General features: G+C 59.3%; 19 protein-coding genes. 5 read left to right on the top strand and 14 right to left on the bottom strand.

Annotated features, from left to right (window positions below):
• Window positions 1-10 precede the first annotated feature (10 nt).
• Window positions 11-1,939 (top strand): 1-deoxy-D-xylulose-5-phosphate synthase, encoded by a 1,929-nt coding sequence (gene dxs / locus ACR0M3_RS05985; protein ID WP_480871030.1) that lies wholly within the window; start codon window positions 11-13, stop codon window positions 1,937-1,939.
• A 281-nt stretch (window positions 1,940-2,220) separates the two neighbouring features.
• Here the strand turns inward: dxs and ACR0M3_RS05980 are convergent, their stop codons facing one another.
• The 4 genes from ACR0M3_RS05980 to ACR0M3_RS05965 are packed head-to-tail and all read right to left on the bottom strand — an operon-like array spanning window position 2,221 to window position 7,059.
• Window positions 2,221-3,672 (bottom strand): aldehyde dehydrogenase family protein, encoded by a 1,452-nt coding sequence (locus ACR0M3_RS05980; RefSeq protein ID WP_480909971.1) that lies wholly within the window; start codon window positions 3,670-3,672, stop codon window positions 2,221-2,223.
• A gap of 32 nt (window positions 3,673-3,704) precedes the next feature.
• On the bottom strand, window positions 3,705-5,303 hold the full coding sequence (locus ACR0M3_RS05975; protein WP_480909970.1) for an ABC transporter ATP-binding protein: 1,599 nt from the start codon (window positions 5,301-5,303) through the stop codon (window positions 3,705-3,707).
• Window positions 5,300-6,115: an ABC transporter permease gene (locus ACR0M3_RS05970; protein WP_480487846.1), complete on the bottom strand. Its 816-nt coding sequence runs from the start codon at window positions 6,113-6,115 to the stop codon at window positions 5,300-5,302. The genes ACR0M3_RS05975 and ACR0M3_RS05970 overlap by 4 nt, the downstream gene beginning before the upstream one ends.
• Window positions 6,112-7,059 (bottom strand): ABC transporter permease, encoded by a 948-nt coding sequence (locus tag ACR0M3_RS05965; protein ID WP_480555103.1) that lies wholly within the window; start codon window positions 7,057-7,059, stop codon window positions 6,112-6,114. The genes ACR0M3_RS05970 and ACR0M3_RS05965 overlap by 4 nt, the downstream gene beginning before the upstream one ends.
• 263 nt (window positions 7,060-7,322) lie before the next feature.
• Between ACR0M3_RS05965 and ACR0M3_RS05960 the strand changes: the two genes are divergently transcribed.
• Window positions 7,323-8,327 carry a GlxA family transcriptional regulator gene (locus tag ACR0M3_RS05960; RefSeq protein WP_480909969.1) on the top strand — a complete coding sequence of 335 codons (1,005 nt, stop codon included), beginning with the start codon at window positions 7,323-7,325 and terminating at the stop codon, window positions 8,325-8,327.
• An 8-nt stretch (window positions 8,328-8,335) separates the two neighbouring features.
• Here the strand turns inward: ACR0M3_RS05960 and ACR0M3_RS05955 are convergent, their stop codons facing one another.
• From ACR0M3_RS05955 to ACR0M3_RS05930, 6 genes are all read right to left on the bottom strand, one after another.
• Window positions 8,336-8,896: a sarcosine oxidase subunit gamma gene (locus tag ACR0M3_RS05955; RefSeq protein WP_480494958.1), complete on the bottom strand. Its 561-nt coding sequence runs from the start codon at window positions 8,894-8,896 to the stop codon at window positions 8,336-8,338.
• Window positions 8,889-11,834, bottom strand: a complete 2,946-nt coding sequence (locus ACR0M3_RS05950) for a sarcosine oxidase subunit alpha family protein (RefSeq protein ID WP_480909968.1) — start codon at window positions 11,832-11,834, stop codon at window positions 8,889-8,891. The genes ACR0M3_RS05955 and ACR0M3_RS05950 overlap by 8 nt, the downstream gene beginning before the upstream one ends.
• Complete coding sequence (locus tag ACR0M3_RS05945; RefSeq protein ID WP_480538478.1) at window positions 11,831-12,118, bottom strand: sarcosine oxidase subunit delta; 288 nt, start codon at window positions 12,116-12,118, stop codon at window positions 11,831-11,833. Before ACR0M3_RS05945 ends, ACR0M3_RS05950 begins: the two co-directional genes overlap by 4 nt.
• A 13-nt stretch (window positions 12,119-12,131) precedes the next feature.
• Complete coding sequence (locus ACR0M3_RS05940) at window positions 12,132-13,382, bottom strand: sarcosine oxidase subunit beta family protein (RefSeq protein WP_480546915.1); 1,251 nt, start codon at window positions 13,380-13,382, stop codon at window positions 12,132-12,134.
• A gap of 245 nt (window positions 13,383-13,627) precedes the next feature.
• A complete protein-coding gene (locus ACR0M3_RS05935) occupies window positions 13,628-14,587 on the bottom strand; it encodes a ligand-gated ion channel (protein ID WP_480587567.1) in 960 nt (319 codons plus the stop codon).
• 167 nt (window positions 14,588-14,754) lie between these two features.
• Window positions 14,755-16,242: an ABC transporter substrate-binding protein gene (locus ACR0M3_RS05930; protein WP_480482725.1), complete on the bottom strand. Its 1,488-nt coding sequence runs from the start codon at window positions 16,240-16,242 to the stop codon at window positions 14,755-14,757.
• 168 nt (window positions 16,243-16,410) lie between these two features.
• Here ACR0M3_RS05930 and panB point away from each other — a divergent pair, with 168 nt between their 5' ends.
• From panB to glpK, 3 genes are all read left to right on the top strand, one after another.
• Complete coding sequence (gene panB, locus ACR0M3_RS05925; protein WP_480909967.1) at window positions 16,411-17,250, top strand: 3-methyl-2-oxobutanoate hydroxymethyltransferase; 840 nt, start codon at window positions 16,411-16,413, stop codon at window positions 17,248-17,250.
• Complete coding sequence (panC, locus tag ACR0M3_RS05920; protein ID WP_480909966.1) at window positions 17,247-18,098, top strand: pantoate--beta-alanine ligase; 852 nt, start codon at window positions 17,247-17,249, stop codon at window positions 18,096-18,098. Before panB ends, panC begins: the two co-directional genes overlap by 4 nt.
• Before the next feature lie 67 nt (window positions 18,099-18,165).
• Window positions 18,166-19,644 carry a glycerol kinase GlpK gene (gene glpK, locus ACR0M3_RS05915; RefSeq protein ID WP_480909965.1) on the top strand — a complete coding sequence of 493 codons (1,479 nt, stop codon included), beginning with the start codon at window positions 18,166-18,168 and terminating at the stop codon, window positions 19,642-19,644.
• Here glpK and smpB read toward each other — a convergent pair.
• The 4 genes from smpB to ACR0M3_RS05895 form a co-directional block, all read right to left on the bottom strand.
• Entirely contained in the window at window positions 19,641-20,117 is a 477-nt protein-coding gene (smpB, locus tag ACR0M3_RS05910; protein ID WP_209505165.1) for an SsrA-binding protein SmpB, read from the bottom strand. The two genes, glpK and smpB, sit on opposite strands and share 4 nt — an antisense overlap.
• 58 nt (window positions 20,118-20,175) lie before the next feature.
• Window positions 20,176-20,718, bottom strand: coding sequence for an isopentenyl-diphosphate Delta-isomerase (gene idi / locus ACR0M3_RS05905; RefSeq protein ID WP_480487859.1), 543 nt, complete (start codon window positions 20,716-20,718; stop codon window positions 20,176-20,178).
• A gap of 200 nt (window positions 20,719-20,918) precedes the next feature.
• Window positions 20,919-21,332, bottom strand: coding sequence for a c-type cytochrome (locus ACR0M3_RS05900; protein WP_480909964.1), 414 nt, complete (start codon window positions 21,330-21,332; stop codon window positions 20,919-20,921).
• A gap of 113 nt (window positions 21,333-21,445) precedes the next feature.
• On the bottom strand, window positions 21,446-22,462 hold the full coding sequence (locus ACR0M3_RS05895; protein WP_480909963.1) for a P1 family peptidase: 1,017 nt from the start codon (window positions 22,460-22,462) through the stop codon (window positions 21,446-21,448).
• Window positions 22,463-22,541: the final 79 nt, after the last annotated feature.

The following is a 22,541-nucleotide window of genomic DNA, read 5'->3' as shown; positions in this document are numbered from 1 at the left end:
AACGCGCCAAATGTCTGACCGCCCCAAAACGCCCCTGCTGGACCTTGTGAACCGCCCCGCTGATCTCAAGCGGTTCTCGGACGCGCAGCTGCATCAGGTTGCGCAGGAATTGCGGGCCGAGACGATTTCGGCGGTTTCTGTCACCGGTGGGCATCTGGGCGCGGGTCTGGGTGTTGTGGAACTGACAACCGCGCTGCACGCTGTTTTCGACACGCCGCGCGACAAGATCATCTGGGATGTGGGCCATCAGTGCTATCCGCACAAAATCCTGACCGAACGGCGCGACCGCATTCGCACGCTGCGCATGAAAGATGGCCTGAGCGGTTTCACCAAACGAAGTGAAAGCCCCTATGACCCGTTTGGCGCCGCGCATTCCAGCACCTCGATCAGTGCTGCACTGGGTTTTGCCGTGGCGCGTGATCTGGGCGGTGTAACCCCTGAAGGGTTGGGCGACGCCATTGCCGTGATCGGTGATGGATCGATGTCCGCAGGCATGGCCTTTGAGGCGATGAATAACGCAGGTCACCTGAAGAAACGCCTGATCGTCATTCTGAATGACAATGAGATGAGCATCGCCCCCCCTGTTGGTGCCCTGTCCAGCTATCTGTCCCGAATCTACGCCGAGGCGCCATTCCACGATCTGAAAGCCGCCGCAAAGGGCGCTGTTTCACTTTTGCCAGAACCGTTCCGCGAAGGGGCCAAACGCGCCAAGGAAATGCTGAAAGGCATGGCCGTGGGCGGAACCCTGTTCGAAGAGCTCGGGTTTTCCTATCTCGGGCCTATTGATGGGCATGACCTGGATCAGCTGTTGCCGGTTCTGCGCACCGTCAAGGCGCGGGCAACCGGGCCGATCCTGATCCACGTCTTGACCAAGAAGGGCAAAGGGTACGCACCAGCCGAACAGGCCCGCGACAAAGGCCACGCGACAGCCAAATTCGATGTGGTTACGGGCGAGCAGAAAAAGGCCCCTTCAAACGCGCCTTCTTACACGTCTGTCTTTGGCAAGGCTCTGGTGGATGCCGCCGCGCGCGATGACAAGATCGTTGCGGTGACTGCCGCGATGCCAGATGGCACCGGGTTGGGCCTGTTTGCCGAACGGTACCCGTCGCGCTGTTTCGATGTGGCGATTGCCGAGCAGCACGGCGTGACCTTCTCGGCTGCGCTGGCGGCAGGCGGGATGAAGCCTTTCTGCGCCATGTATTCGACCTTTCTGCAGCGGGGGTACGACCAGGTTGTGCATGACGTTGCAATCCAGCGCTTGCCCGTTCGGTTTGCCATTGACCGCGCAGGTTTGGTGGGGGCTGACGGTGCCACCCATGCCGGGTCGTTCGATATTGCCTATTTGGCCAATCTGCCGGGCATGGTCGTCATGGCCGCCGCGGATGAGGCGGAATTGATGCACATGGTGGCAACCGCTGTTGCGCATGATGAAGGGCCGATTGCCTTCCGCTATCCGCGCGGCGAAGGTGTCGGAGTGGACTTGCCCGAACGCGGTGAGGTACTGGAGATCGGCAAAGGCCGCTTGATCCGGAAAGGCGCGCGCGTCGCACTTTTGTCTTTTGGCACGCGGCTGGCTGAAGTTCAGAAAGCAGCCGAGTCTCTGACCGCCAAAGGCATTAGCCCAACAATCGCAGACGCCCGCTTTGCCAAGCCGCTGGATCGCGACTTGATCCTGAACCTGGCTGCGGATCATGAGGCGTTGATCACCATCGAAGAAGGCGCTGTTGGCGGGTTTGGCAGCCATGTGGCACAGCTTCTGGCGGATGAGGGTGTTTTTGATCGGGGCTTGAAATACCGCTCGATGGTCTTGCCTGACATCTTCATCGATCAGGCCAGCCCCGCGGACATGTATGCCGTTGCGGGTATGAATGCCGAGCAGATCGAAGCCAGGGTGCTGGATGTTCTGGGCGTAACCTCGATTGGTGAAAAGCGCGCGTAATAGCGGCGTTGAGACGCCCGCTTTTGGTTTCGACGCTTTTACAAGCAGGAGGCCGACAATCCAGAACAGAGCGGGAATGCCAAGCGCCACCCGGGTCCTTCATTGCGATTTTCTGGTCCTGACCCGAACGGTCTTTACTCCAATAGTGACTTGAGACGACAAATCACTGATACCAACCGCCCTTTGGATTGTCCGTTGCCCATTCCCTTAAAGAGATCAAGGAGATTGTTCTGGGGCGCATATGCGCGAAAGAAACGTTGATCTGACAGACCGGGGCGCTGTTACCCGTGATAGGCAGCCACTGTCTTGAGTTGCGAAAAGCCATAAAGCGCCTCAAAGCCTTTCTCGCGGCCATGGCCGGATTTGCCCACGCCTCCAAAAGGCAGTTCAACGCCGCCGCCTGCCCCATAGTTGTTGAGGAAGACTTGACCCGCGTGCAGCCCTTTTGCCAACCGCATCTGCCGCGCACCGTCACGTGTCCAGACGCTGGCGACAAGACCGTAGTCAGTGCTATTGGCTATATTTAGAGCCTGTTCTTCGGTGTCGAACGGGATCAGAACCTGGACCGGGCCGAAGATTTCATCGCGGGCGAGCGGGTGATCCGGTGGCACGTCCGCAAACAAGGTGGGCCGGACATAAGCCCCGGTTTCCGGCGCATCCATTATGATCGTCCCTTCTGCCGCAATGGTCAGATCGGCGCCTTTGTCCAGAAAGCTGTTTACGATCTGCTTTTGCCGGTCCGAGATCAGTGGTCCAACGCGAAGATCCTGCATCGCGGGTCCAACGCTGAGCTGTTCATAGGCCTCGGCCATGCGGGATTTGACCTGATCATAGACACCGCGCTGTACCAGAATGCGGGAGGAGGCCGAGCAGGTCTGTCCTGCGTTCTGAATGCCCGCATTCACCAGAAACGGCAGGGCGGCATCCAGATCGGCATCATCAAACACCAGCTGGGGGGATTTTCCGCCCAGTTCCAGCGTCACAGGCACTACATTGCGCCCCGCGGCCTGCTGCACCAGGGCCCCCGTGGCGACCGAACCAGTGAACGAGATATGGTTGACCCCCGGATGCCCGGACAGTGCGGCTCCGGCCTCGGCCCCCAGACCGGGCACAACATTCAGTGCACCTGCTGGCAGACCCGCTTGCTGTGCAAGATGGGCAAAGGCCAGCGCGGTCAGACAGGCCTCTTCCGCCGGTTTCAGAACACAGGCGTTGCCCATGGCCACCCCGGCCCCGACCGAGCGCCCGATAATCTGCATCGGATAGTTCCAGGGCACGATGTGGCCTGTCACCCCATGGGGTTCGCGCAGTGTATAGACGGTGTAGCCATCGAGATAGGGAATGGTCTCACCCATCACCTTGTCCGCTGCACCCCCGTAGAACTCACAATAGCGCGCCAGCGCGATGGCATCGGCGCGGGCCTGCGTCAGGGGCTTGCCCACATCCATCGCCTCAAGCCGCGCCAGATCGTCCACCCGTTCCAACACCAGCTGGCCCAGCCGGGTCAGGATGCGCCCACGCTCCAAGGCCGTCTTGCGCCCCCAGTCGCCCTTTAACGCAGTTCTGGCGGCGGCGACCGCCGCGTCAATATCCACACCCGAGCCGCGCGGGATCCGGCAAATCTCGGTTCCGTCTGACGGGTTGGTCAAAGGCAATGAGTCGCCCGATGCCGCAGGCGTCCAGTTTCCACCGATCAGGCACAGGGTGGGATCAAACCAGAGTGGTTGGGTCATTTTGGCCTCCATTTAGGCTCTAATAAGTAGTTTTACGCCGATAGCTTCCCGATTTCAGGCAGTTGGGGCGCGGCGGCGATCAGGGTTTGCGTGTAGGAATGCTGCGGGTCCGAGAATACCTGTTCAGTCCTGCCTTGTTCGACAATTCGCCCAGACTGCATCACCAGAACATGATCGGTGATGGTGCGAACCACACTCAGGTCGTGGCTGATGAACAGGTAAGTCAGATCATAAGCCTCGCAGAGTTCGGCAAGCAGATCGAGGATTTGGGCGCGCACCGATACGTCGAGGGCTGAGACCGCCTCATCAAACAGGATCAGTTCCGGCTGAATGATCAGAGCGCGGGCAATGGCAATCCGCTGGCGTTGCCCGCCCGAAAACTCGTGAATGTATTTGCCCGCATCATCAGGGCCGAGGCCCACTGCCGTCAGCATCTCTGCGATCCGGTCCTGGCGTTCGGACCCCTTTGGTGGCGTTTCCAACAGGTGAAAAGGTTCTGTAATCAGGCGCGCGACACGGTGGCGGGGATTGAAGCTGCCATAGGGGTCCTGAAACACGACCTGCATCTTGCGACGTACCGCAAGGTTGGGCCTGTGGCCGGTGAAAACCGGCTGACCATCCAGCATAATCTGACCAGATTGGATCTCTTCCAACCCTAAAATAGCCCGTGTTAGGGTCGATTTTCCGCAACCGGACTCGCCCACCAGCCCCAAACGCTCCCCTCGGTTGAGGGTAAAGCTGACACCATCCACCGCGCGGTGGTGGCGCGGCGCATCCAGCAGACCTTTGCGGGGAAGGCGGTAATCCCGGACGACCTGCGAAACCTCCAGAAGCGGGCGTTGCTGTGTAGGTTCAGGCAGGGTGACCTGATGACCCGAAGCTTCGAACAACATGCGGGTATAGGGGTGTTGCATATCTCGAAACAGGTTTCGCGTCGCGCCACTTTCGACGACCTCGCCGTGACGCATGACGACAATCTGATCGGCCATGTCCGAGACCACAGCCAGATCATGGGTGATCATCAGCAGGCCCATATCATATTCGCGAACCAGTCCTTTCAGCAGATCAAGGATCTGCGCCTGCGTGGTGACATCCAGCGCCGTGGTCGACTCATCCGCGATCAAAAGCCTGGGCCGCAATGCGATGGCCATTGCGATGACCACACGCTGACGCTGCCCGCCCGACAGCTCATGCGGATAGCGCGACAGAGGAAACCTGTCGGGTGGCAGGCCAACCCGGGTCAAAACCTCTGCCGCGCGGGTCCGGGCCTGAGCAGGAGGAATCGCCTTGTGGATCAGGATGGTCTCCATCACCTGATCACCGATGGTTTTCACCGGGTTGAGTGCCGTCATCGGTTCCTGAAATACCATCCCGATGGACGCGCCACGCAAGGCGCACATCTCGGCCTCGGATTGGGTCAGCAGGTCAGTGCCATCCAACCGGATTACGCCGTCTGCCGTTGCCCCGTTTGGCAGAAGCTGCATCACAGCCAGTGCTGTCATGGATTTGCCCGAGCCGCTTTCACCTGTCACCGCCACGATCTGGCCCGGGTCGATGGACAAGTTGACCCGCTTCAGGATCGGCACCCCGTGGATCGACAGGGACAGGTTTTCGACTTGCAGCAACGTCATGCCCGCGCCACCCTGATCCTTGGGTCCAGCCAGTCGCGCAGACCATCACCCAGCAGGTTCAAACCCAATACCGTGACAATAATCGCCAAGCCCGGAATCAGAGCTAAATGCGGGGCAAAACTGACCATTGTCTGCGCGTCTGCCAGCATCCGGCCCCAACTGGGCGTCGGCGGCTGCGCACCCAGACCGACATAGGACAGACCCGCCTCGGCCAGAATACCCAGTGAAAACTGGATGGTGCCCTGAACGATCAGCAAGTTGGCGACATTGGGCAGGATGTGTTCGGCTGAAATCCGTGCTGCGCCTTTGCCCGACACACGGGCGGCAAGGATGAACTCGCGCTCCCACAGCGACAAAGCAGCCCCGCGGGTGATACGGGCAAAGACGGGGATGTTGAAAATACCGATCGCAATGATCGCGTTGATGGCACCGGCACCGAACACAGCCGTGATCAGGATGGCGATGACCAGCGAGGGAAAGGCAAAGACCAGATCGTTGCCACGCATGATCACCTCATCCAGCCACGACCCTTTGCGCGCAGCGGCTGTCAGGCCAAGGGGTACGCCCAGCGCCATGCCGATCCCCACGGCCACCAGCGCCACCGCAATCGAAGTGCGCGCTCCGACCATGATCATCGAGAACATGTCGCGGCCGAAGTGATCTGTTCCAAACCAGTGTTGTGCATCGGGCGTCTGAAGTTTGTTGGGGATATCCAGCGCGGCATAGTCGTAGGGTGTCCAGACAAACGAGATCAGCGCCGCCAGCACCACCAGCGACGACAGCGCCGCGCCCAGAATCAGGTTGCGGCTCATGACCGGCTCCTCAACCGTGGGTCAACGGCTGCGTAGGCCAGATCCACCAGAAAATTCACGGTAATGACGGCAAAGACCAGCAGCATCACCACCGATTCAACCACGATCAGATCGCGGGCCGAAATGGCCTGAAACACCAACCGCCCGAGGCCGGGCAGGTAAAACACCTGCTCGATGATGATCGACCCGGCCAGCAGGAAGGAAAACTGCAAGCCGATGATCGTCAGCACCGGGATCAGCGCGTTCCGCACCCCGTGCCGCCACAGGGCCTGACGACGTGACAATCCCTTGGCCCGCGCGGTGCGCATGAAATCCTCACCCAGAATGTCCAGCAGCGCGGATCGCATGACGCGAGCCAGGATCGCGGCCTGAGGAAGGGCCAGCGCAACGGCGGGCAAGGTCAGCGAGCGCAGCCCTGCCCAAAGACCCTCACCCCAGCCAACAAACCCACCGGCATTGAACCAGCGCAGGTTAATGGCGAAGATCAGCACCAGCATCATCGCGAACCAGAAATTGGGCACAGCGATACCAAGCTGTGTCGCCCCCATCACCGCCAGATCCCCGGGCTTGCCCCGGCGCGCGGCGGCATAGATCCCGGCAGGAAAGGCGATCAGCGTGGACAGCGTGAGCGCATACAAAGCCAAGGGCAACGATACCCACAGCCGGTCCGCAATCATCTGCGACACCGGTGTGCGATAGGTGTACGAGGTGCCGAAATCTCCGGCTACCATCCCTCCGACCCAGTTGAAATACCGCTGCACCCTGGATCCATCCAGACCCAGTTCAGCCCGCAGCGCGGCCAACGTATCCTCCTGCGCGTTGACACCCAGCATGAACGATGCCGGGTCCCCCGGCGCGACCTCGATCACGGCGAAGATGACCACCGAGGCGACGGCAAGGCTGGCAAGCAATGAGATCAGTCGTTTAAGGGTATAGCGAAGCATTGAGGCCACGTTAGGGTCTCAGCCGTCACGGGTCCAGCATCTACGGCACCGGCAGACCGGCAAATGGCGCTGCGCAACCTTTGTCCCTTTCAGCCTGTCAATCCGAATGCAGGACCTGACCCCGATTTTCACCATGTTTGTTGCGCGTTTTTTCGATTTCGCACGTTCCGTGTTTTGCTACACTTGTTCGAACCGTTTCCGCAGGCCAGAGCGGCCAAGGAGCAATCCGGGCCGAACCAGGATTTACTGATAGTGTAGCGCTCATGCTGACAGAAAATAGAATTGAGATCGGGTTTCTGCTGTTCGATGGCTTTCCGATGGCTTGCCTGACCTCGGTCATCGAACCGCTGCGCGCTGCAAATGAGATCGCCGGGCAAGAGGCATTTCGCTGGTCTCTTGTAGCGGAAAACGGGGGAAAGGTCAGCTCCAGCGCTCATGTGCGTTTTGAGGCTGAACGCAACCTCGCAGACTGTAAACCGATTGATATTCTGTTCCTGCTCAGCAGTCCGACCTCTGGCTTCAGAAACCCGGCCCAGGGGAATGGTGCGTTGAGGGCTTTGTCACGACACGGGACAATTCTGGGCGGTATTAGCGGCGGCGTTTTCCCGCTCGTGCGGTCGGGAGTCATGACCGGCCATCCGGTATCGGTGCACTGGTGTTACGAAGCCGCGTTTCTGGCCGAGTTTCCACAGATCGATGCACGGCGCGAAGTGATCGTGTCGGATGCCACGCGGTATACAGCGGCCGGGGCGGCGGCCGCGTTTGATCTGGCCCTGCATCTGATTCAGGACCGGTTGGGCGGCGAAGTCGCGCATGAGGTGGCCTGCTGGTTCCAACATCCGATGATGCGAGGGGAAGGTGTTCAGCAACAGGTGCCCAGTGCAAGTAAACCTGCCACGGGTGAAAAGCTGCCGCCGCTTGTGGCGCGATGTGTCGACCTGTTCGCAAGCCGTATCGGCAATCCGATCTCGATCGCGGACATAGCGGATCAAACGGGCGTCACACCCCGCCAGGTCGAGCGCGCCTTCAAACAGGCCACGGGGCAAAGCCCCAGCCACTATTTCCGCTCCATGCGGATGAAGGCGGCCCGTCAGATGGTTGTCTATACCAAAGACCCTATTGCCGACATTGCTGCGGCCATCGGATACAGCTCGGTCACGCCGTTGGTGACACACTACCGGTCCGCCTTTGGTTTAAGCCCCAGCGAAGACCGGCGACGGATCAACCGGTTTCGGGTCGAGGACAACGCCCCGCTGCCCTCAAGCTGATCTTGCCTTCAAAGCGCCGATTTCATTGCGGCCACAATCGCATGATGCAGTGACCCGGCAGACGATCTTGGCCCGTAGACGCTGAACGAACCAGAAGCACGGCACAGGACGAAACACCCCAGGTGATGGATAGACGTGCGGGATGCGGCACCGGCCGCCATTTTTCGGCAATCCAGACTGCTTAGCAATTCCAGCACTGCCAACACGCCCTCTCCGTCCAGATCAAACCTGACCCATGCGTCTGTCTGTTCGGAAACCGATGCGGAGTCCCCAGTGTTTTCTTTCACCAGATGCGCCAGATCTTCATGCGTTTCAAAAGGCGCTTCGATCATCCATTGATCAGGCCCGGTCCAGAAGGCAATGATCGGTCCGCCGGTAAATTTCCCGACGGCGGGCGTTTCAGCGCCGATCAATTGGGATACGGCATTCCGGGTTTTGTCTTCCCGACCCTGCCGAGCGGCGACCGAGGCCAGCGCCACACCCGGAGTTTCGGTACAGGTCACGCTTCCGACCCTGTCGATCTTGGGTTCGGTTCCACCCAGCGCGGTTATTGCTACAAGATCATGCACGGAGCCGTTCTCCCTCGGGGTCGACGAAATGGGCCGAGACGATTTCAACCTCGACCGTCAGATCGGTCACTGGCGACACAAGGCGCATCTTTTCACCCTGACGTGTGCCGCCGTTTTTCAAGAAGCCAAGGCCGATATGGCTGTCCAACGACGGCGAAAATGCCGCCGATGTGACATAGCCCTGATCATGGGCAGCATCCACGGGACCCGTGGCATTCATCAGATGCCCTCCGGCGGTTACCTTGTCGCCAGCGTCCACAGGCTTGATGCCAACCATCATCAAAGCATCTGGTTCGTTCAGCCCTTCACGCTCGGACAGGATTGAACCGATGCTGTCTTTTTTCTTGGATACCATCCGACCCATTCCAAGGTTCAGGGCGGTGGTGGTTCCGTTCAACTCGTTGCCTGCGGCGTGACCCTTTTCGATCCGCATGACGCCCAGCGCTTCGGTGCCGTAGGGTATGACATCGAACTCTTCACCTTCCTGCATCAAACGCCGCATCAGCGCGTCGCCGTATCGCGATGGCACCGCGATTTCAAAGGCCAATTCGCCCGAGAAGGAAATCCGGAACAACCGCGCGCGCAACCCGCCGCATACGGTGATGTTGCCGCAAGCCATGAACGGGAAGCCTTCGTTCGAGATGTCGAACTCGGGATCCACGATCTTTTGCAGAAGTTTACGCGAATTGGGCCCGGCTACCGCGTATTGTGCCCAGGCTTCGGTGGTCGAGATCAGCTGTACATCCATGTCCGGGAACAGGCATTGCCGGACAAATTCCATATGCTGGTAGACCTTGACCGCATTCGCGGTTGTGGTGGTGACCACGAAATGATCTTCGGCCAGACGCGCGGCGGTACCGTCATCCATCGCAATTCCGTCTTCGCGCAACATCAGCCCATAGCGGGTTTTGCCGACGGCCAGTTTAGCAAATCCGTTGCAATAGACCCTGTTCAGGAAATCCGCCGCATCCGCACCCTGAACATCAATCTTTCCAAGCGTGGTGCAGTCGCACACCCCGACCGAGGCACGGGTCTGGCGCACCTCACGGTCAACGGACTCGCGCCAATGGGTTTCACCGGGCAGCGGGAACCACTGTGCGCGCAGCCAATTGCCGACCTCGACAAACACAGCGCCGCGTTCCTTGGCCCAGTAATGTGACGGGGTCAGGCGAGTTGGATGAAACTCTTTGCCTTTCATCCGGCCAGCAAAGGTTGCAATCGGAACGGGCGTATAGGGCGGGCGGAAGATCGTTGTGCCGGTTTCCGGAATGGACTTACCTGCAAGTTCGGCCATGATCGCAAGCCCGCCCATGTTCGAGGTCTTGCCCTGATCGGTGGCCATGCCCAAGGTGGTATAGCGTTTCAAGTGCTCGACCGAACGGAACCCTTCCTGATGGCTGAGCTTCACATCCTTGACGGTCACGTCGTTCTGCTGATCCAGCCACGCGCGGCTGCAACCCTGAACATACCAGAACGGTGTCTGCGAGATCGGGGTATCCTCGGCCTTAGGCAGATCGGGCAGCGGGCCTTTCAGGCCCAGCGCCTGCGCCGCACCTTCTGCCCCGGATTGCAGGGCGCCATGGGTGGACATCACACCATTCGCCGCCCCTGCGACGGACAGCCCAGGCGGCAAGTCCGTGCCAGGCACAAAGGCCGCCAGATCTTCGTTCCAAGCGGGACGCCCCCGTTGGTGGCAGGTCAGATGCACGTTGGGGTTCCAGCCACCCGAAACGCCAAGCGCCCCGCAGTCCAGCGTGCGCGACGACCCGTCTGCCAGCTCAACCTCGACAAAGGTCAGCCCCAGTCGGCCTTTGGTGTCCCTGACCTGCGCGCCGCGCAGAACTTCATAGTCATGGCTGGTCGGGGCGTCGTCACGGACGTCGACGACAGCAGCAATCCTGACACCTTTTGCGTGCAGGTCTGCAGCGGTGCGGTGGCCGTCATCGTTGTTCGTAAAGATGGCGACACGTTGCGCCGCCGTGGTTGCAAACCGATTGGCATAGGTGCGCAACGCACTTGCCAGCATGATGCCGGGTCTGTCGTTGTTTTCAAACGCGATGGGCCGCTCGGTCGCGCCAGCGCACAATAGGGCGCGTTTGGCGTAGATGCGCCAGAGTATCTGGCGCGGTTTACCGGAAGGCAGAGAAGCAAGATGATCGCCCGTCCGCTCAACCGCACCGTAAATGCCGTGATCAAAGGCACCGATCACGGTCGTGCGCGGCATCAGGCGGACGTTGGGCATTGCTGACAGTTCAGCGACACTCTGCTTAACCCAATCGGTCGAATCGTCATCGTTCAGCGAAAAGGTTTCACTGTTGAGCCGCCCGCCAAGTGCGAAATCCTCATCCGCAAGAATGACCTCGGAACCGGCCCGGCCTGCCGTCAGTGCCGCCATCAATCCGGCTGGACCCGCGCCGATAATCAGCAGATCGCAATGCCGGAACCCCTTGTCATACTCATCGGGGTCTTCCTGCATCGACAACGACCCAAGTCCCGCAGCGCGGCGGATCATCGGCTCATACAGCTTTTCCCAGAACGCAGCAGGCCACATGAAGGTTTTGTAGTAGAACCCCGCCGTCAGAAAGGTCGAACACCTGTCGTTGATTGCCAGGGCGTCGAATTTCAGGCTGGGCCAGCGGTTTTGGGAATGGGCTTCAAGCCCTTCGAACATCTCAACGGTCGTGGCACGGGTGTTGGGTTCCTGACGGTTGCCGGTGCGCAGTTCGACAAGGGCGTTGGGTTCTTCCGAACCGGCAGTCAGCACCCCACGCGGGCGATGGTATTTGAACGACCGGCCCATCAGGCGCACGCCATTGGCCAGAAGGGCCGAGGCCAGCGTATCGCCCGGATGCGCAGTGTAACTGCGGTTGTCGAATTTGAAGTTCAGGGTTTTGGTGCGGTCGATCTGACCGCCGCTCAGCCTGTTGTCTTGAGTCATTTGGAGCGCCCCTGTGCCCGGGCCACGTCACGGGCCAGTTCCACTTTGGAAATCTCATGTGTCGCGGTATTGCGGGTCACGACCAGCCAGGATCGGTCGCCCCCCTCGTGGAACCACAACTCGCGGTGTTCGCCAGCTGGATTGCCGCGCAAATAGGCGTAGTCAAAAAACGCTTCGGCGGCATCTTCGGCCTGCCAACCGGGCCTGTTGATCAGCGAAGCGTCTCCCAGATAGACGAATTCGGAACTGTCACGCGGGCCCAGCAAGGGATGATGGATGATCATGGTGCTGCTCCCCTCAGTGCAGGTTGGGCTGATTGCCCATACCTTTTTCGTCGATCATGCGGCCAGTGCGGAACCGGTCGAACCGGTAGGCGGTGGCTGTCGGGTGCGGTTCATCCTTTGCCAGCAGATGCGCAAAACAATACCCCGACGCCGGAGTTGCCTTGAACCCGCCGTAACACCAGCCGCCGTTGAAATAGAGGCCATCGATGCCGGTCCGGTCGATGATGGGCGATCCATCCATGGACATATCCATGATCCCGCCCCACATCCGCAGCAGGCGCGCGCGACCGATCATCGGCATCAGGGCCATGCCGCCCTCGCAGACATCTTCGACCACGGGCAGGTTGCCGCGTTGTGCGTACGAATTGTACCCGTCGATATCGCCACCAAAGACCAGTCCGCCCTTGTCGGACTGGCTGACATAGAAATGCCCCGCGCCAAAAGTGATCACCCCGGGCAGAACCGGCTTCAGACCTTCTGACACGAAAGCTTGCAGGACATGGCTTTCAATTGGCAACCGCATACCCGCCATGCCCATGACACGCCCCGAATTTCCGGCCACGGCACAGCCAACCTTGCCTGCGCCAATGAACCCTTTCGACGTCTCAACCCCCAGACATTTTCCGTTTTCGATCCGGAAACCGGTCACTTCGCAGTTTTGGATGATATCGACACCTTGGCTGTCTGCTGAACGGGCATATCCCCAGGCCACCGCGTCGTGCCGAACCGTGCCACCACGCCGCTGGGCCAGCCCGCCCTTGATCGGGAACCGGGCATCGTTGAAGTTCAGGAACGGGTATTCCTTGCGCACCTGTTCGGCATCCAGCAGCTCGGCATCCGCGCCGTTCAGGATCATGGCGTTGCCACGTCGCGTAAAGGCGTCGCGCTGGGCGTCTGTATGGATCAGGTTGATGATCCCGCGCTGGCTGACCATCGCGTTATAGTTTACGTCCTGCTCAAGACCTTCCCACAGTTTCAGCGAGAACTCGTAGAAAGGTTCGTTGCCGTCCAGCAAATAATTCGAGCGGATAATGGTTGTATTGCGCCCGACATTGCCGCCACCGATCCAGCCTTTTTCAATCACCGCCACATTGCGGAGGCCAAATACCTTTGACAGGTAATGCGCCGTTGAAAGGCCATGACCGCCACCGCCGATGATGACAATGTCGTAATGTGGCTTGGGCTCCGGCTCGCGCCAGGCCGGTGTCCACCCTTTGTGCCCGGTAAGAGCCTCTTTGATGACCTTGAAACCAGAGTATCGCATGAATCGGACCTTTTTTTTCAGAGTCCGCGAAAAAGCGGGTTTTGGATACTCTTGAATCCGACATCTGCTGTGTTGAATCAGACACCACAACAATCAGCAGGGTATGCTTAATCTTGCGATTTTTACTGTTGCTGGCAGCGCGCGGTGTCCGCCACGCCGTCCTGCTGCGCCGACAAGGGTCAGAACAGCCGGTAGCCAAAGCTATACACGCGATTTCAGAACCACATAGATGTGGGATTCAGCGCCTAAGACGTCATCAGAAAGACAACGACGGCATAGCCGATGATGGCGGCATATCCCAACGGGTAAATCCATTTGATCGCGTAATTGTCGAGCTTTCTGGCCGTCTCTTCCCGACCGGAAACTTTCAGTTTACGCAACATCACGCTGAAGACGATAATCGTTCCTGTCATCAGGAACATGCATTGCAGAATGAAATCCAGAAACGTCAGATAGCCAAGCTTGGGCAAGTCGGCGGAAATGGCCCAGTTGAAGGCCACAAAGACCAACAGGTTGCCGCCTGCGATCTCGATCCGTTTTCGGTATTCATCCAGAAAGAAAAGCGCCCATCCTACCGTGATCAGCACTAGCATCGGCAGGAATATGCGGATGGTGTAATATGTCAGGTGCCGGGTGCCTTCGAAGACAAGTTCGACCCGGTCGCTTTCGTTTCCCGACAAACCGGTCGTCGTTGACGTCAGAGCCCTGGCATTGCCAAGTATCCATTCCTCTTCGCCCAGCATGTCACCCAGGCCGGAGTATTCATCAAGCGCGTGATAGTGAACGAATTGCGACGGAAACACCGATACGACCTCAAAGTGAAATTCCTGCGTATCGAACGGGTATTTGCGAAAGTTGAAATGCGGAGCCTGCAAGGTCAGCGAGGATTTTTCGACAAAAGTCACGTGACCGTCATGACGCACGGCAACTGCGGATTCATGAATCCATCGATTGGACTGTTGGTTGTGGATAACAAAAGCCGGGGTTACCACATCCAGCTCCGCGGCGTATTGCACGAAAGCGGGCGGTTCAAAAACCCGAAAATCACGACCAAGGCTTGCTGCATCAAACGCCAGTTCCGGGTCTGTCCATTCGAACCGCAGTACAACCACAGCACCATAGTTTTCGGACTGCTGATCGACGCCGGTAATCTGGTCGATCTTGATACCAACCCCGACCTGCAGTGGGTTGTCCGGGGTTCCCACCAGCGTATCCTGCTGCCCTTGGAACAAACCTTGCGCAAAAACAGCGCCTGGAAGGACAGACGCGAAAAGCAAAAGAACGAAACCTGCAAACAAGCTTTTCATGATCGTTAGAAACGCATTTCGCAATGGTGAAACTGGGCCTGAAAAGCAGGCCCAGTCAACTGATGTCATTCAGACCAGGAAATGGCAGTCAGGTCGATTGCCGCAGTTGGTGCGTTCTCCCACAGGCCCTGAACACCGGCCTTGGCGACGCCCAGCTTGGCCAGCTGGAACAGGTACCCGTTGACATAATCGTTCGAGATGAGGCGCTGCGCCTCACCCAGAAGACGGGTCCGTTCCTCGGGGTCGGTGGTGGTGTTCAGCGTCTCCATCAGTGTCTGAAAGTCGATGCTGTCATACTGGAAGTAATAGTCAGGCCGCGCGTAGATGCCGATATCCATCGGTTCGGTGTGGCTGACGATGGTCAGACCAAATTCCTTGCCCTTGAAAACCGATTCCAGCCACTGGGCCCATTCCACATTGATGATTTCAGCCGTGATGCCGACCTCGGCCAGCTGTGCGGCGATGATTTCACCGCCCCGGCGCGCATAAGATGGCGGTGGCAAGTGCAGAGTTGTCTCGAACCCGTTTTCAAACCCGGCCTCTGCCAGCAAGGCCCTGGCCTTTTCGGGATCATACGCGGACTGGCCCGTCAGATCGACATAAGCGGGGTTGTGTGGCGCAAAATGCGTGCCGATTGGGGTGCCGTATCCGAACATGGCGCCGTCGATGATGGCCTGTCGGTCAATCGCATGGGCCAACGCCTGCCGGACACGAATGTCATCGAATGGCGGCTGTTTGTTGTTGGTGGACAGGATCGTTTCCCCCTCGGTCGATCCAACCAGAACTTGAAACCGCGGGTCAGCCTCGAACTGAGGCAGGTTCTCCGGTGCCGGGAAGTTGTCGAACACGTCCACATCTTCGGCCATCATGGCCGCAAATGCGGCGGTCGGGTCCGAGATGAATTTGAACGTCGCAGTCTCTAACGCCGGTTGGTCGCCCCAATAATTGGGGTTGCGGTTCAGTGTTATGCTGTCGCCCTGAACCCAGTCGCCAAAGGTAAAAGCGCCGGTGCCAACCGGGTTTGTCTTTATGTTCTCGATGCTTTCAGGCGCAACGATCACCGCGTCACCCCAGGCAAGATTGAACAGGAAGTTGCCGTTCGGATCGGCCAGGGTGATCCTGACTGTCAGCGGATCCACGGCTTCGACGCTTTCGATCCCTGCAAACAGAGCTTTCTGCGCGTTGGCGCTGTCCTCGGCCGTGGCCCGGTCAAGGGTGAATTTAACATCCTCGGCATCCATGGTCGTGCCGTCATGGAAGGTCACGCCGTCGCGCAGTTTGAAGGTATAAGTTTTGCCGTCTTCGGAAATCTCCCAGCTTTCCGCAAGGCCGGGCACGACCGAGCCGTCGCCCATGAAACGGGTCAGACCTTCGAAGATGTTGGTGTAGACAACCGAATCGATGGCCTGAGCAGCGGCGCTGGTCGGATCCAGATGCGGGGGTTCCAGCTGCATGGCGATGGTGATGTCGGATTTGGCCAAAACCTGCGTCGCCAACAGGCTGGCGCCGATCGCCACGGTCGACGCGAATGTCCGAAGCACGTGTTTTGTCATGTGAACTCTCCCAACTGAAAATCTGCGCCCATGTTTTCCGGGCCGTTTTATCGGCAGTGTTCCTTTAAACCTGAGGTCAATCAAGGGAATGTTCGCGCAACCGGGGTTTCTTTGGCCCCGGCCGATCTGCTATGCCGCACTGCAACATAAGCCCTGCAGGAGCCAACCATGAGCGCCACCGCCCGCAAAAAGGCCCCGAACGCCGAAGATATTCGCGCCCGAAAAGGCGGCGTGCCTCTGGTCTCGCTGACCGCATACACAACGCCTATGGCGCGCCTGATGGACACGTATTGTGACTTTGTTCTTGTGGGGGACAGCGTCGGAATGGTTTTGCACGGGCTGGAATCCACCCTTGGTGTCACGATGGAGATGATGATCCTGCACGGTCAGGCCGTCGCACGCGGGTTGAGCACGGCGATGATGGTCATCGACATGCCGTTTGGCAGCTATGAGGAAAGCCCGGCACAAGCGTTTCGCAACGCGGCGCGGCTGATGGCGGAAACCGGTGCGGGGGCAGTCAAGCTGGAAGGCGGTGCCGAGATGGCCGAAACCATCCGCTTTCTGGTCAAGCGCGGCATCCCGGTGATGGCGCATATCGGTCTGACCCCGCAATCGATCAACACGCTGGGCGGCTACAAGGTGCAGGGGCGTGACGAACAGGCCGAAACCGTCATGGCAGATGCCCGCGCCGTGGCCGAGGCCGGTGCGTTTTCCGTGGTGCTTGAGAAAGTGCCGCAAGGTCTGGCCGACACGATCACCGAACAGGTTGCCATCCCCACCATCGGAATCGGAGCGTCCGCCGGTTGTGACGGGCAAATTCTGGTCGTCGATGACATGGTCGGTTTTTTCACCGCCTTCAAACCCAAATTCGTCAAACGCTATGCCGAGCTTGGCCCGTTGGCTGAAGCCGCTATCGCAGATTACGCGGCCGAAGTGCGTGCGCGAACATTTCCGGCGGACGAACATGTGTTTGCTGATCAGGCTCCGGCGAAAGGACCAAAGACGTGACCGCGCCGATCCTGCGCTCGCTGGCGGAACTGCGGACCAAGACGACAGAATGGCACCGCGCAGGTGACGTTATCGGCGTTGTTCCGACCATGGGCGCATTGCACGAAGGGCATTTGTCGCTGGCGAAGGCCGCCGAGGAGAACTGTGACCGGGTGATCGTGACGATCTTTGTGAACCCCAAGCAGTTCAACAACCCCGAAGACCTGGCGAACTATCCCCGCACAGAACATGAAGACGCGCAAAAGCTGGCCCCTTATGGCGTGGATGCGATCTACGTGCCGGACCCTCAGGAAATCTATCCCGACGGCTTTTCCACCACGGTATCCGTGACCGGTTTGACCGACATGATGGAAGGCCCGTTTCGCCCCGGCCATTTCGAAGGCGTGGCCACTGTAGTGGCCAAACTGTTCCTGCAAACGCAGGCGGACCGAGCCTATTTCGGGGAAAAAGACTATCAGCAGCTGCTGGTGGTGCGCCGCATGGCCCGCGATCTGGACATTCCCATCAAGGTTGTCGGCTGCCCAACCGTGCGCGAGCCTTCAGGGCTGGCGATGTCGTCGCGCAATCTGCTGTTGTCGCCCGAGGGCGTAAAGGTCGCGTCCCGCATGAACGAGATCATGCGGCGAGTGGCGGAAAAACTTGCCGCGGGCAAGGATTTCGAGGGGCTGGCGCAAGACGCAAAATCCGCATTGCTGGACACCGGTTTTACCGAAGTGGAATATATCGATCTGCGCTGCGCCGAGACGCTGGAAAGCCTGCCCAATGCCAGCAAACCCGCGCGCTTGTTCGTCACGGCATGGGCCGATGGCGTCCGCCTGATCGACAATATTCCCGTCGATCCGGTCTGATTTCTGCTCTGGCCCCGGCGCTGTTGTTTGCGCTAAAGTCGCGCAAATGACACCGGGGAGAGCGGACATGACCTTTATTCTGGCAATTGATCAGGGCACCACGTCCTCGCGCGCGATCCTGTTCGACGGGCAGATGAACCGTGTTGGCACCGCTCAGCAGGAGTTTCCCCAGTATTTCCCGCAAGAAGGTTGGGTTGAACACGACCCCGAGGATATCTGGTCCAGCGTTCTGCATGTGTGTCGCGAGGTGATGGAAAACGCCGGTGTTTCGGCTGACCAGATCACGGGTATTGGTATCACCAACCAGCGTGAAACCACCGTGGTCTGGGACAAGCAGACCGGCAAGGCCATCCATAACGCAATTGTCTGGCAGGACCGCCGCACCGCCGAAATCTGCGCCCGATACAAGCAAGCCGGGTGTGAAGATGACGTTACCGCCCAGACCGGCCTGCTGCTGGACCCTTATTTCTCGGGCACCAAGGTCAAATGGCTGCTGGACACCGTTTCAGGCGCACGCGCGCGGGCTGAGGCCGGAGAGTTGCTGTTCGGCACCATCGACAGTTTCCTGATCTGGCGTCTGACCGAAGGTCGTGTCCATGCCACTGACGCCACCAACGCCGCCCGCACCCTGCTGTTCGACATTCACAAAGGCGCCTGGAGCGCTGAGATTTGCGAGTTGCTGGATGTACCCGTTCAAATGTTGCCGAATGTGCAGGATTGCGCCTCGGATTTCGGCGCAACCACCTTGCTTGGCGGGAACATCCCCATTCTGGGTGTGGCAGGCGATCAGCAGGCAGCCACCATCGGACAGGCCTGTTTCCAGCCCGGTATGATGAAATCCACCTATGGCACGGGCTGTTTCGCGCTGCTGAACACGGGTGCGCAGCCAGTTGAATCGAAAAACCGCCTGCTGACGACAATCGCTTACCAATTGGATGGTCAGCGCACCTATGCGCTGGAAGGGTCGATCTTTATCGCCGGGGCCGCCGTGCAATGGCTGCGCGACGCGTTGCAGATCATCGATTCGGCCCCGCAAAGCGGTGATCTGGCTGCGCAGGCCGACCCGAACCAGCATGTGATTCTGGTGCCGGCGTTCACGGGCCTTGGGGCGCCTTACTGGAAGCCGGATTGCCGCGGTGCGATGTTCGGGCTGACACGCAATTCCGGCAGGGCCGAGATTGCCCGCGCCACGCTGGAAAGCATCGCCTTTCAGACCCGCGACCTGTGGCACGCCATGCAGGGCGACTGGGGGGCCGATGCGGATGTCATCCTGCGCGTCGACGGCGGGATGAGTGCATCTGACTGGACCATGCAGGGTCTTTCAGATTGTCTGGGTGCCCCGGTGGATCGCCCGGTTATGCAGGAAACGACCGCCCTAGGCGCCGCATGGCTGGCAGGTATGAAAGCCGGGATTTACCCGGATCAGGCCGGTTTTGCCGAAACATGGGCGCTGGACCGCCGGTTCGAGCCAACGCAAGAGCAAGCCGAACGCGACGCGGCCTATGATCGCTGGCAACGGGCGGTTCAGGCGGCGATGGCGTTCTAGCTGTGATCTTTCAACAAGCGCTGCTTTTGCCGTGACCAGTCGCGCTTGGCCTGGGTTTCGCGCTTGTCGTGGGTTTTCTTACCCTTGGCGATGCCGATTTTGATCTTGGCCAGTCCTCTGTGGTTGAAATACAGAACCAGCGGCACCAGCGTCATGCCCTTGCGCTGCGTCGCGTTCCACAGGTTCGACATCTGCTTGCGGGACACCAGCAGTTTCCGGCGGCGACGTTCTTCATGCTTGAACATCTTGGCCTGCTCATACGGCGCGATATAGCTGTTGACCAGCCACAGTTCTCCGTCATCGACCGTGGCATAGCTTTCGGCGATGTTCGAGCCGCCCGCGCGCAGGGATTTGACCTCGGACCCCTGCAGGATGATGCCACATTCAATGTCCTCTTCGATTGCGTAATCGAAGCGGGCGCGCCGGTTTTCGGCGATTACCTTGTAATTCGGGTCTGTCTTCTGCTTGGCCATGACGCGTTGATTTAGGCGGCTTGGGCCGCCCTTGCAAGGCAGGGATTTTCGGTGTGCCTCAGGATTTAGCTGAAATGATCAGGTCCGGGCCGAAAATCGTGTCCGCATGGTTGTGCAGGTAGATCTTGAGCCACGGTGTAAACCGATCCGGGTGGCGGGCCACTTCGGCCAACAGGTCATGGTAGTCGATCCAGCGGATATCCATGACTTCGTCCGGATCAGGCGCGATTTTCAGCGGTCCGCGCACATGGGCCAGAAAAACGTCGACCACTTCGTTTTCCACCATGCAGTTCCCAACATCGGCGTGGTATTCCAAACGGTGACGGTATTCAGGATAAAGACCTGTGATCCCCAGTTCTTCGTTCAAACGGCGCACGGCGCAGGTTGACGAGCTTTCGTCCCAGTCGGGGTGTGTGCAGCAAGTGTTCGCCCACAGGCCGGGCGTGTGGTACTTGCCCAGCGCCCGACGCTGCAACAAAATCTCGGTGCCCCTAACGACAAACACCGACACGGCCTTGTGCTTGAGGCCCTTTTCGTGAGCTTCAAGTTTGTCTACCGGGGTCAATTCACCATTGACCCAAGCCGGGATCATAATGCCCATCTGTCCTCTCCTGTTGCCAATCCGCCTGACGGGCGCTGATGTTGGGTTTAGCTGTTGCCGGGTCGGCTTGGCGTTGCGGCACACTCTGCGGTTTGCCGTCAGATACCAAAGTGGCGCTGTTCTACACTGGTATCAATCGCACCAAAGGCCGCAGGGGCTGCGGCCTTTGGTCCTTGTGCATGGGTGCACAATGCTAGCGTTTATTCGCCTGATACACTGACGATATAGGCGTAGACGTCTTCACCGCCGCTTTTCAACTTGAAGGTCATTTTCGACTTGGCAGCGGTGTCGTCCAGATACGATTTCAGGAAGCCCTTAGGGTCCTGCGTGTATTCCGCAAAGGAGGCCTCATCCCAGACCAAACCCTTCTCACCGGCTGCGACGATGCTGTCGCCATATTTGAAGTCTTCGTAGGTTCCGGCAGTGCGGCCGGGGACACCAAAGAGGTTGGGACCGGTTTTTCCGCCTTTGACAATGACTTCTCCGGCCGGGTCAGCGATCATGTGGCAGGACTTGCATTTGTTGAAAGCTTTCTCACCGGCTTCGGCATCGCCTTCGGCATGGGCGGGCAGCGCCAGCAGGCCAGCGATTGCGATAGTGAGGATACGATTCATAGCTTGTGCTCCGATACAAATTGGCTGCACCGAATGGACCCCCGGCGCATAAAAGTGTCAACGCGCGGATTGCCGCGCGCATCTACAGTGCCACTGCGACACATGGTGTGTCCTTAACTTAAGTCATGTACAGCGGTCCAGCAGGGCAACAGGTCTCCTTCCGCCGGGGTCGCCAGATAAACCGCCCGCGCGATGGCGCGGGACAGGCACAGCGAAGCCGCGTGCCCGATCAGAGCAAGATCGGCTTCGGATGCGATGGGGCGGGCGCCGGTACTGATGCCAAAAACCAGATCACCGTCGCCGGGTGTGTGTGCGGGAAGGATCGCCCGGGCAATTCCGTCGTGGGCGGCAACGGCCAATCTTTGGCATTGGGGTTTGGTCAATGCGGCATCCGTGGCAACGATGGCGATGGTCGTGTTTGTTTGTTCCGGTTGCGCTGGCCTCATGGCCATCGCTTTGCGGCTGGGGCGGATCCGGCTTTGATCCGGCGACATATCGGGACCCAGCCCGCCAAATTCTGCACCTTGTTCAAAGGGTGCCGCCCAAAAGTGCCGGTCACCCGGTGTTGTGACACTGCCCAGCGGGTTCGTCGCAACGAGGGCCCCGACCGTGACCCCATCAGGCAGAATGGACGAGGCAGAGCCAAGCCCGCCCTTCTGCATTGCGGCCAACGCCCCGGTGCCTGCCCCGACGGACCCCAAATCAAATTCTTTTGAAGCGCCCAGATAAGCAGCCCGCCCCAGCGCACGATAGGGGTTTTCCACCCAATCCTTTGCACCGCCATTGAGCAGATCAAACAGGATCGCGCCGGGAATGATCGGAACCTTAGCGGACCCGACGGGAAATCCGCGCCCCTCGACCCGCATCGCATCTGAAACACCCGAGCAGGCGTCGAGTCCAAAGGCCGATCCGCCGGACAGAACCAGCGCGTCCACCCCTGTGACGGTTTTATCAGGCGCAAGCAGATCGGATTCGCGCGTACCCGGTGCCCCGCCCATCACATGGACCGACGCAACAAACGGTTTATCTGCCGTAAGAACCGTGGTCCCGGACTTCAGCACATCGTCCTGGGCGTTTCCAACCTTCAGGCCGGGGACATCGGTAATCAGGTTTCTTGGTCCAGGGATCATCTAGAGCTCGGGATTGGTGCGGGGAAGCGCGCGGGCGCGCGCTGCCTCCGGCGGGGATATTTTTGGCCAGATGAAGAGC

The sequence above is a fragment of the Ruegeria sp. O5 genome (assembly GCF_056535105.1).
Note: the sequence above shows the minus strand (reverse complement) of the source record. Positions and strands in the feature narration are given on the sequence as shown.

Bases quoted from the DNA above. Each gene is read 5' to 3' on its own strand.
- glpK (WP_480909965.1), top strand. From the start codon at position 18,166: ATGACCTTTATTCTGGCAATTGATCAGGGCACCACGTCCTCGCGCGCG.
- idi (WP_480487859.1), bottom strand. From the start codon at position 20,718: ATGGGCATTATGATCCCGGCTTGGGTCAATGGTGAATTGACCCCGGTA.
- ACR0M3_RS05940 (WP_480546915.1), bottom strand. From the start codon at position 13,382: ATGCGATACTCTGGTTTCAAGGTCATCAAAGAGGCTCTTACCGGGCAC.
- smpB (WP_209505165.1), bottom strand. From the start codon at position 20,117: ATGGCCAAGCAGAAGACAGACCCGAATTACAAGGTAATCGCCGAAAAC.
- ACR0M3_RS05960 (WP_480909969.1), top strand. From the start codon at position 7,323: ATGCTGACAGAAAATAGAATTGAGATCGGGTTTCTGCTGTTCGATGGC.
- ACR0M3_RS05975 (WP_480909970.1), bottom strand. From the start codon at position 5,303: ATGACGTTGCTGCAAGTCGAAAACCTGTCCCTGTCGATCCACGGGGTG.
- panB (WP_480909967.1), top strand. From the start codon at position 16,411: ATGAGCGCCACCGCCCGCAAAAAGGCCCCGAACGCCGAAGATATTCGC.
- ACR0M3_RS05980 (WP_480909971.1), bottom strand. From the start codon at position 3,672: ATGACCCAACCACTCTGGTTTGATCCCACCCTGTGCCTGATCGGTGGA.
- ACR0M3_RS05930 (WP_480482725.1), bottom strand. From the start codon at position 16,242: ATGACAAAACACGTGCTTCGGACATTCGCGTCGACCGTGGCGATCGGC.
- ACR0M3_RS05970 (WP_480487846.1), bottom strand. From the start codon at position 6,115: ATGAGCCGCAACCTGATTCTGGGCGCGGCGCTGTCGTCGCTGGTGGTG.
- ACR0M3_RS05965 (WP_480555103.1), bottom strand. From the start codon at position 7,059: ATGCTTCGCTATACCCTTAAACGACTGATCTCATTGCTTGCCAGCCTT.
- dxs (WP_480871030.1), top strand. From the start codon at position 11: ATGTCTGACCGCCCCAAAACGCCCCTGCTGGACCTTGTGAACCGCCCC.
- ACR0M3_RS05895 (WP_480909963.1), bottom strand. From the start codon at position 22,462: ATGATCCCTGGACCAAGAAACCTGATTACCGATGTCCCCGGCCTGAAG.
- ACR0M3_RS05900 (WP_480909964.1), bottom strand. From the start codon at position 21,332: ATGAATCGTATCCTCACTATCGCAATCGCTGGCCTGCTGGCGCTGCCC.
- ACR0M3_RS05950 (WP_480909968.1), bottom strand. From the start codon at position 11,834: ATGACTCAAGACAACAGGCTGAGCGGCGGTCAGATCGACCGCACCAAA.
- ACR0M3_RS05945 (WP_480538478.1), bottom strand. From the start codon at position 12,118: ATGATCATCCATCATCCCTTGCTGGGCCCGCGTGACAGTTCCGAATTC.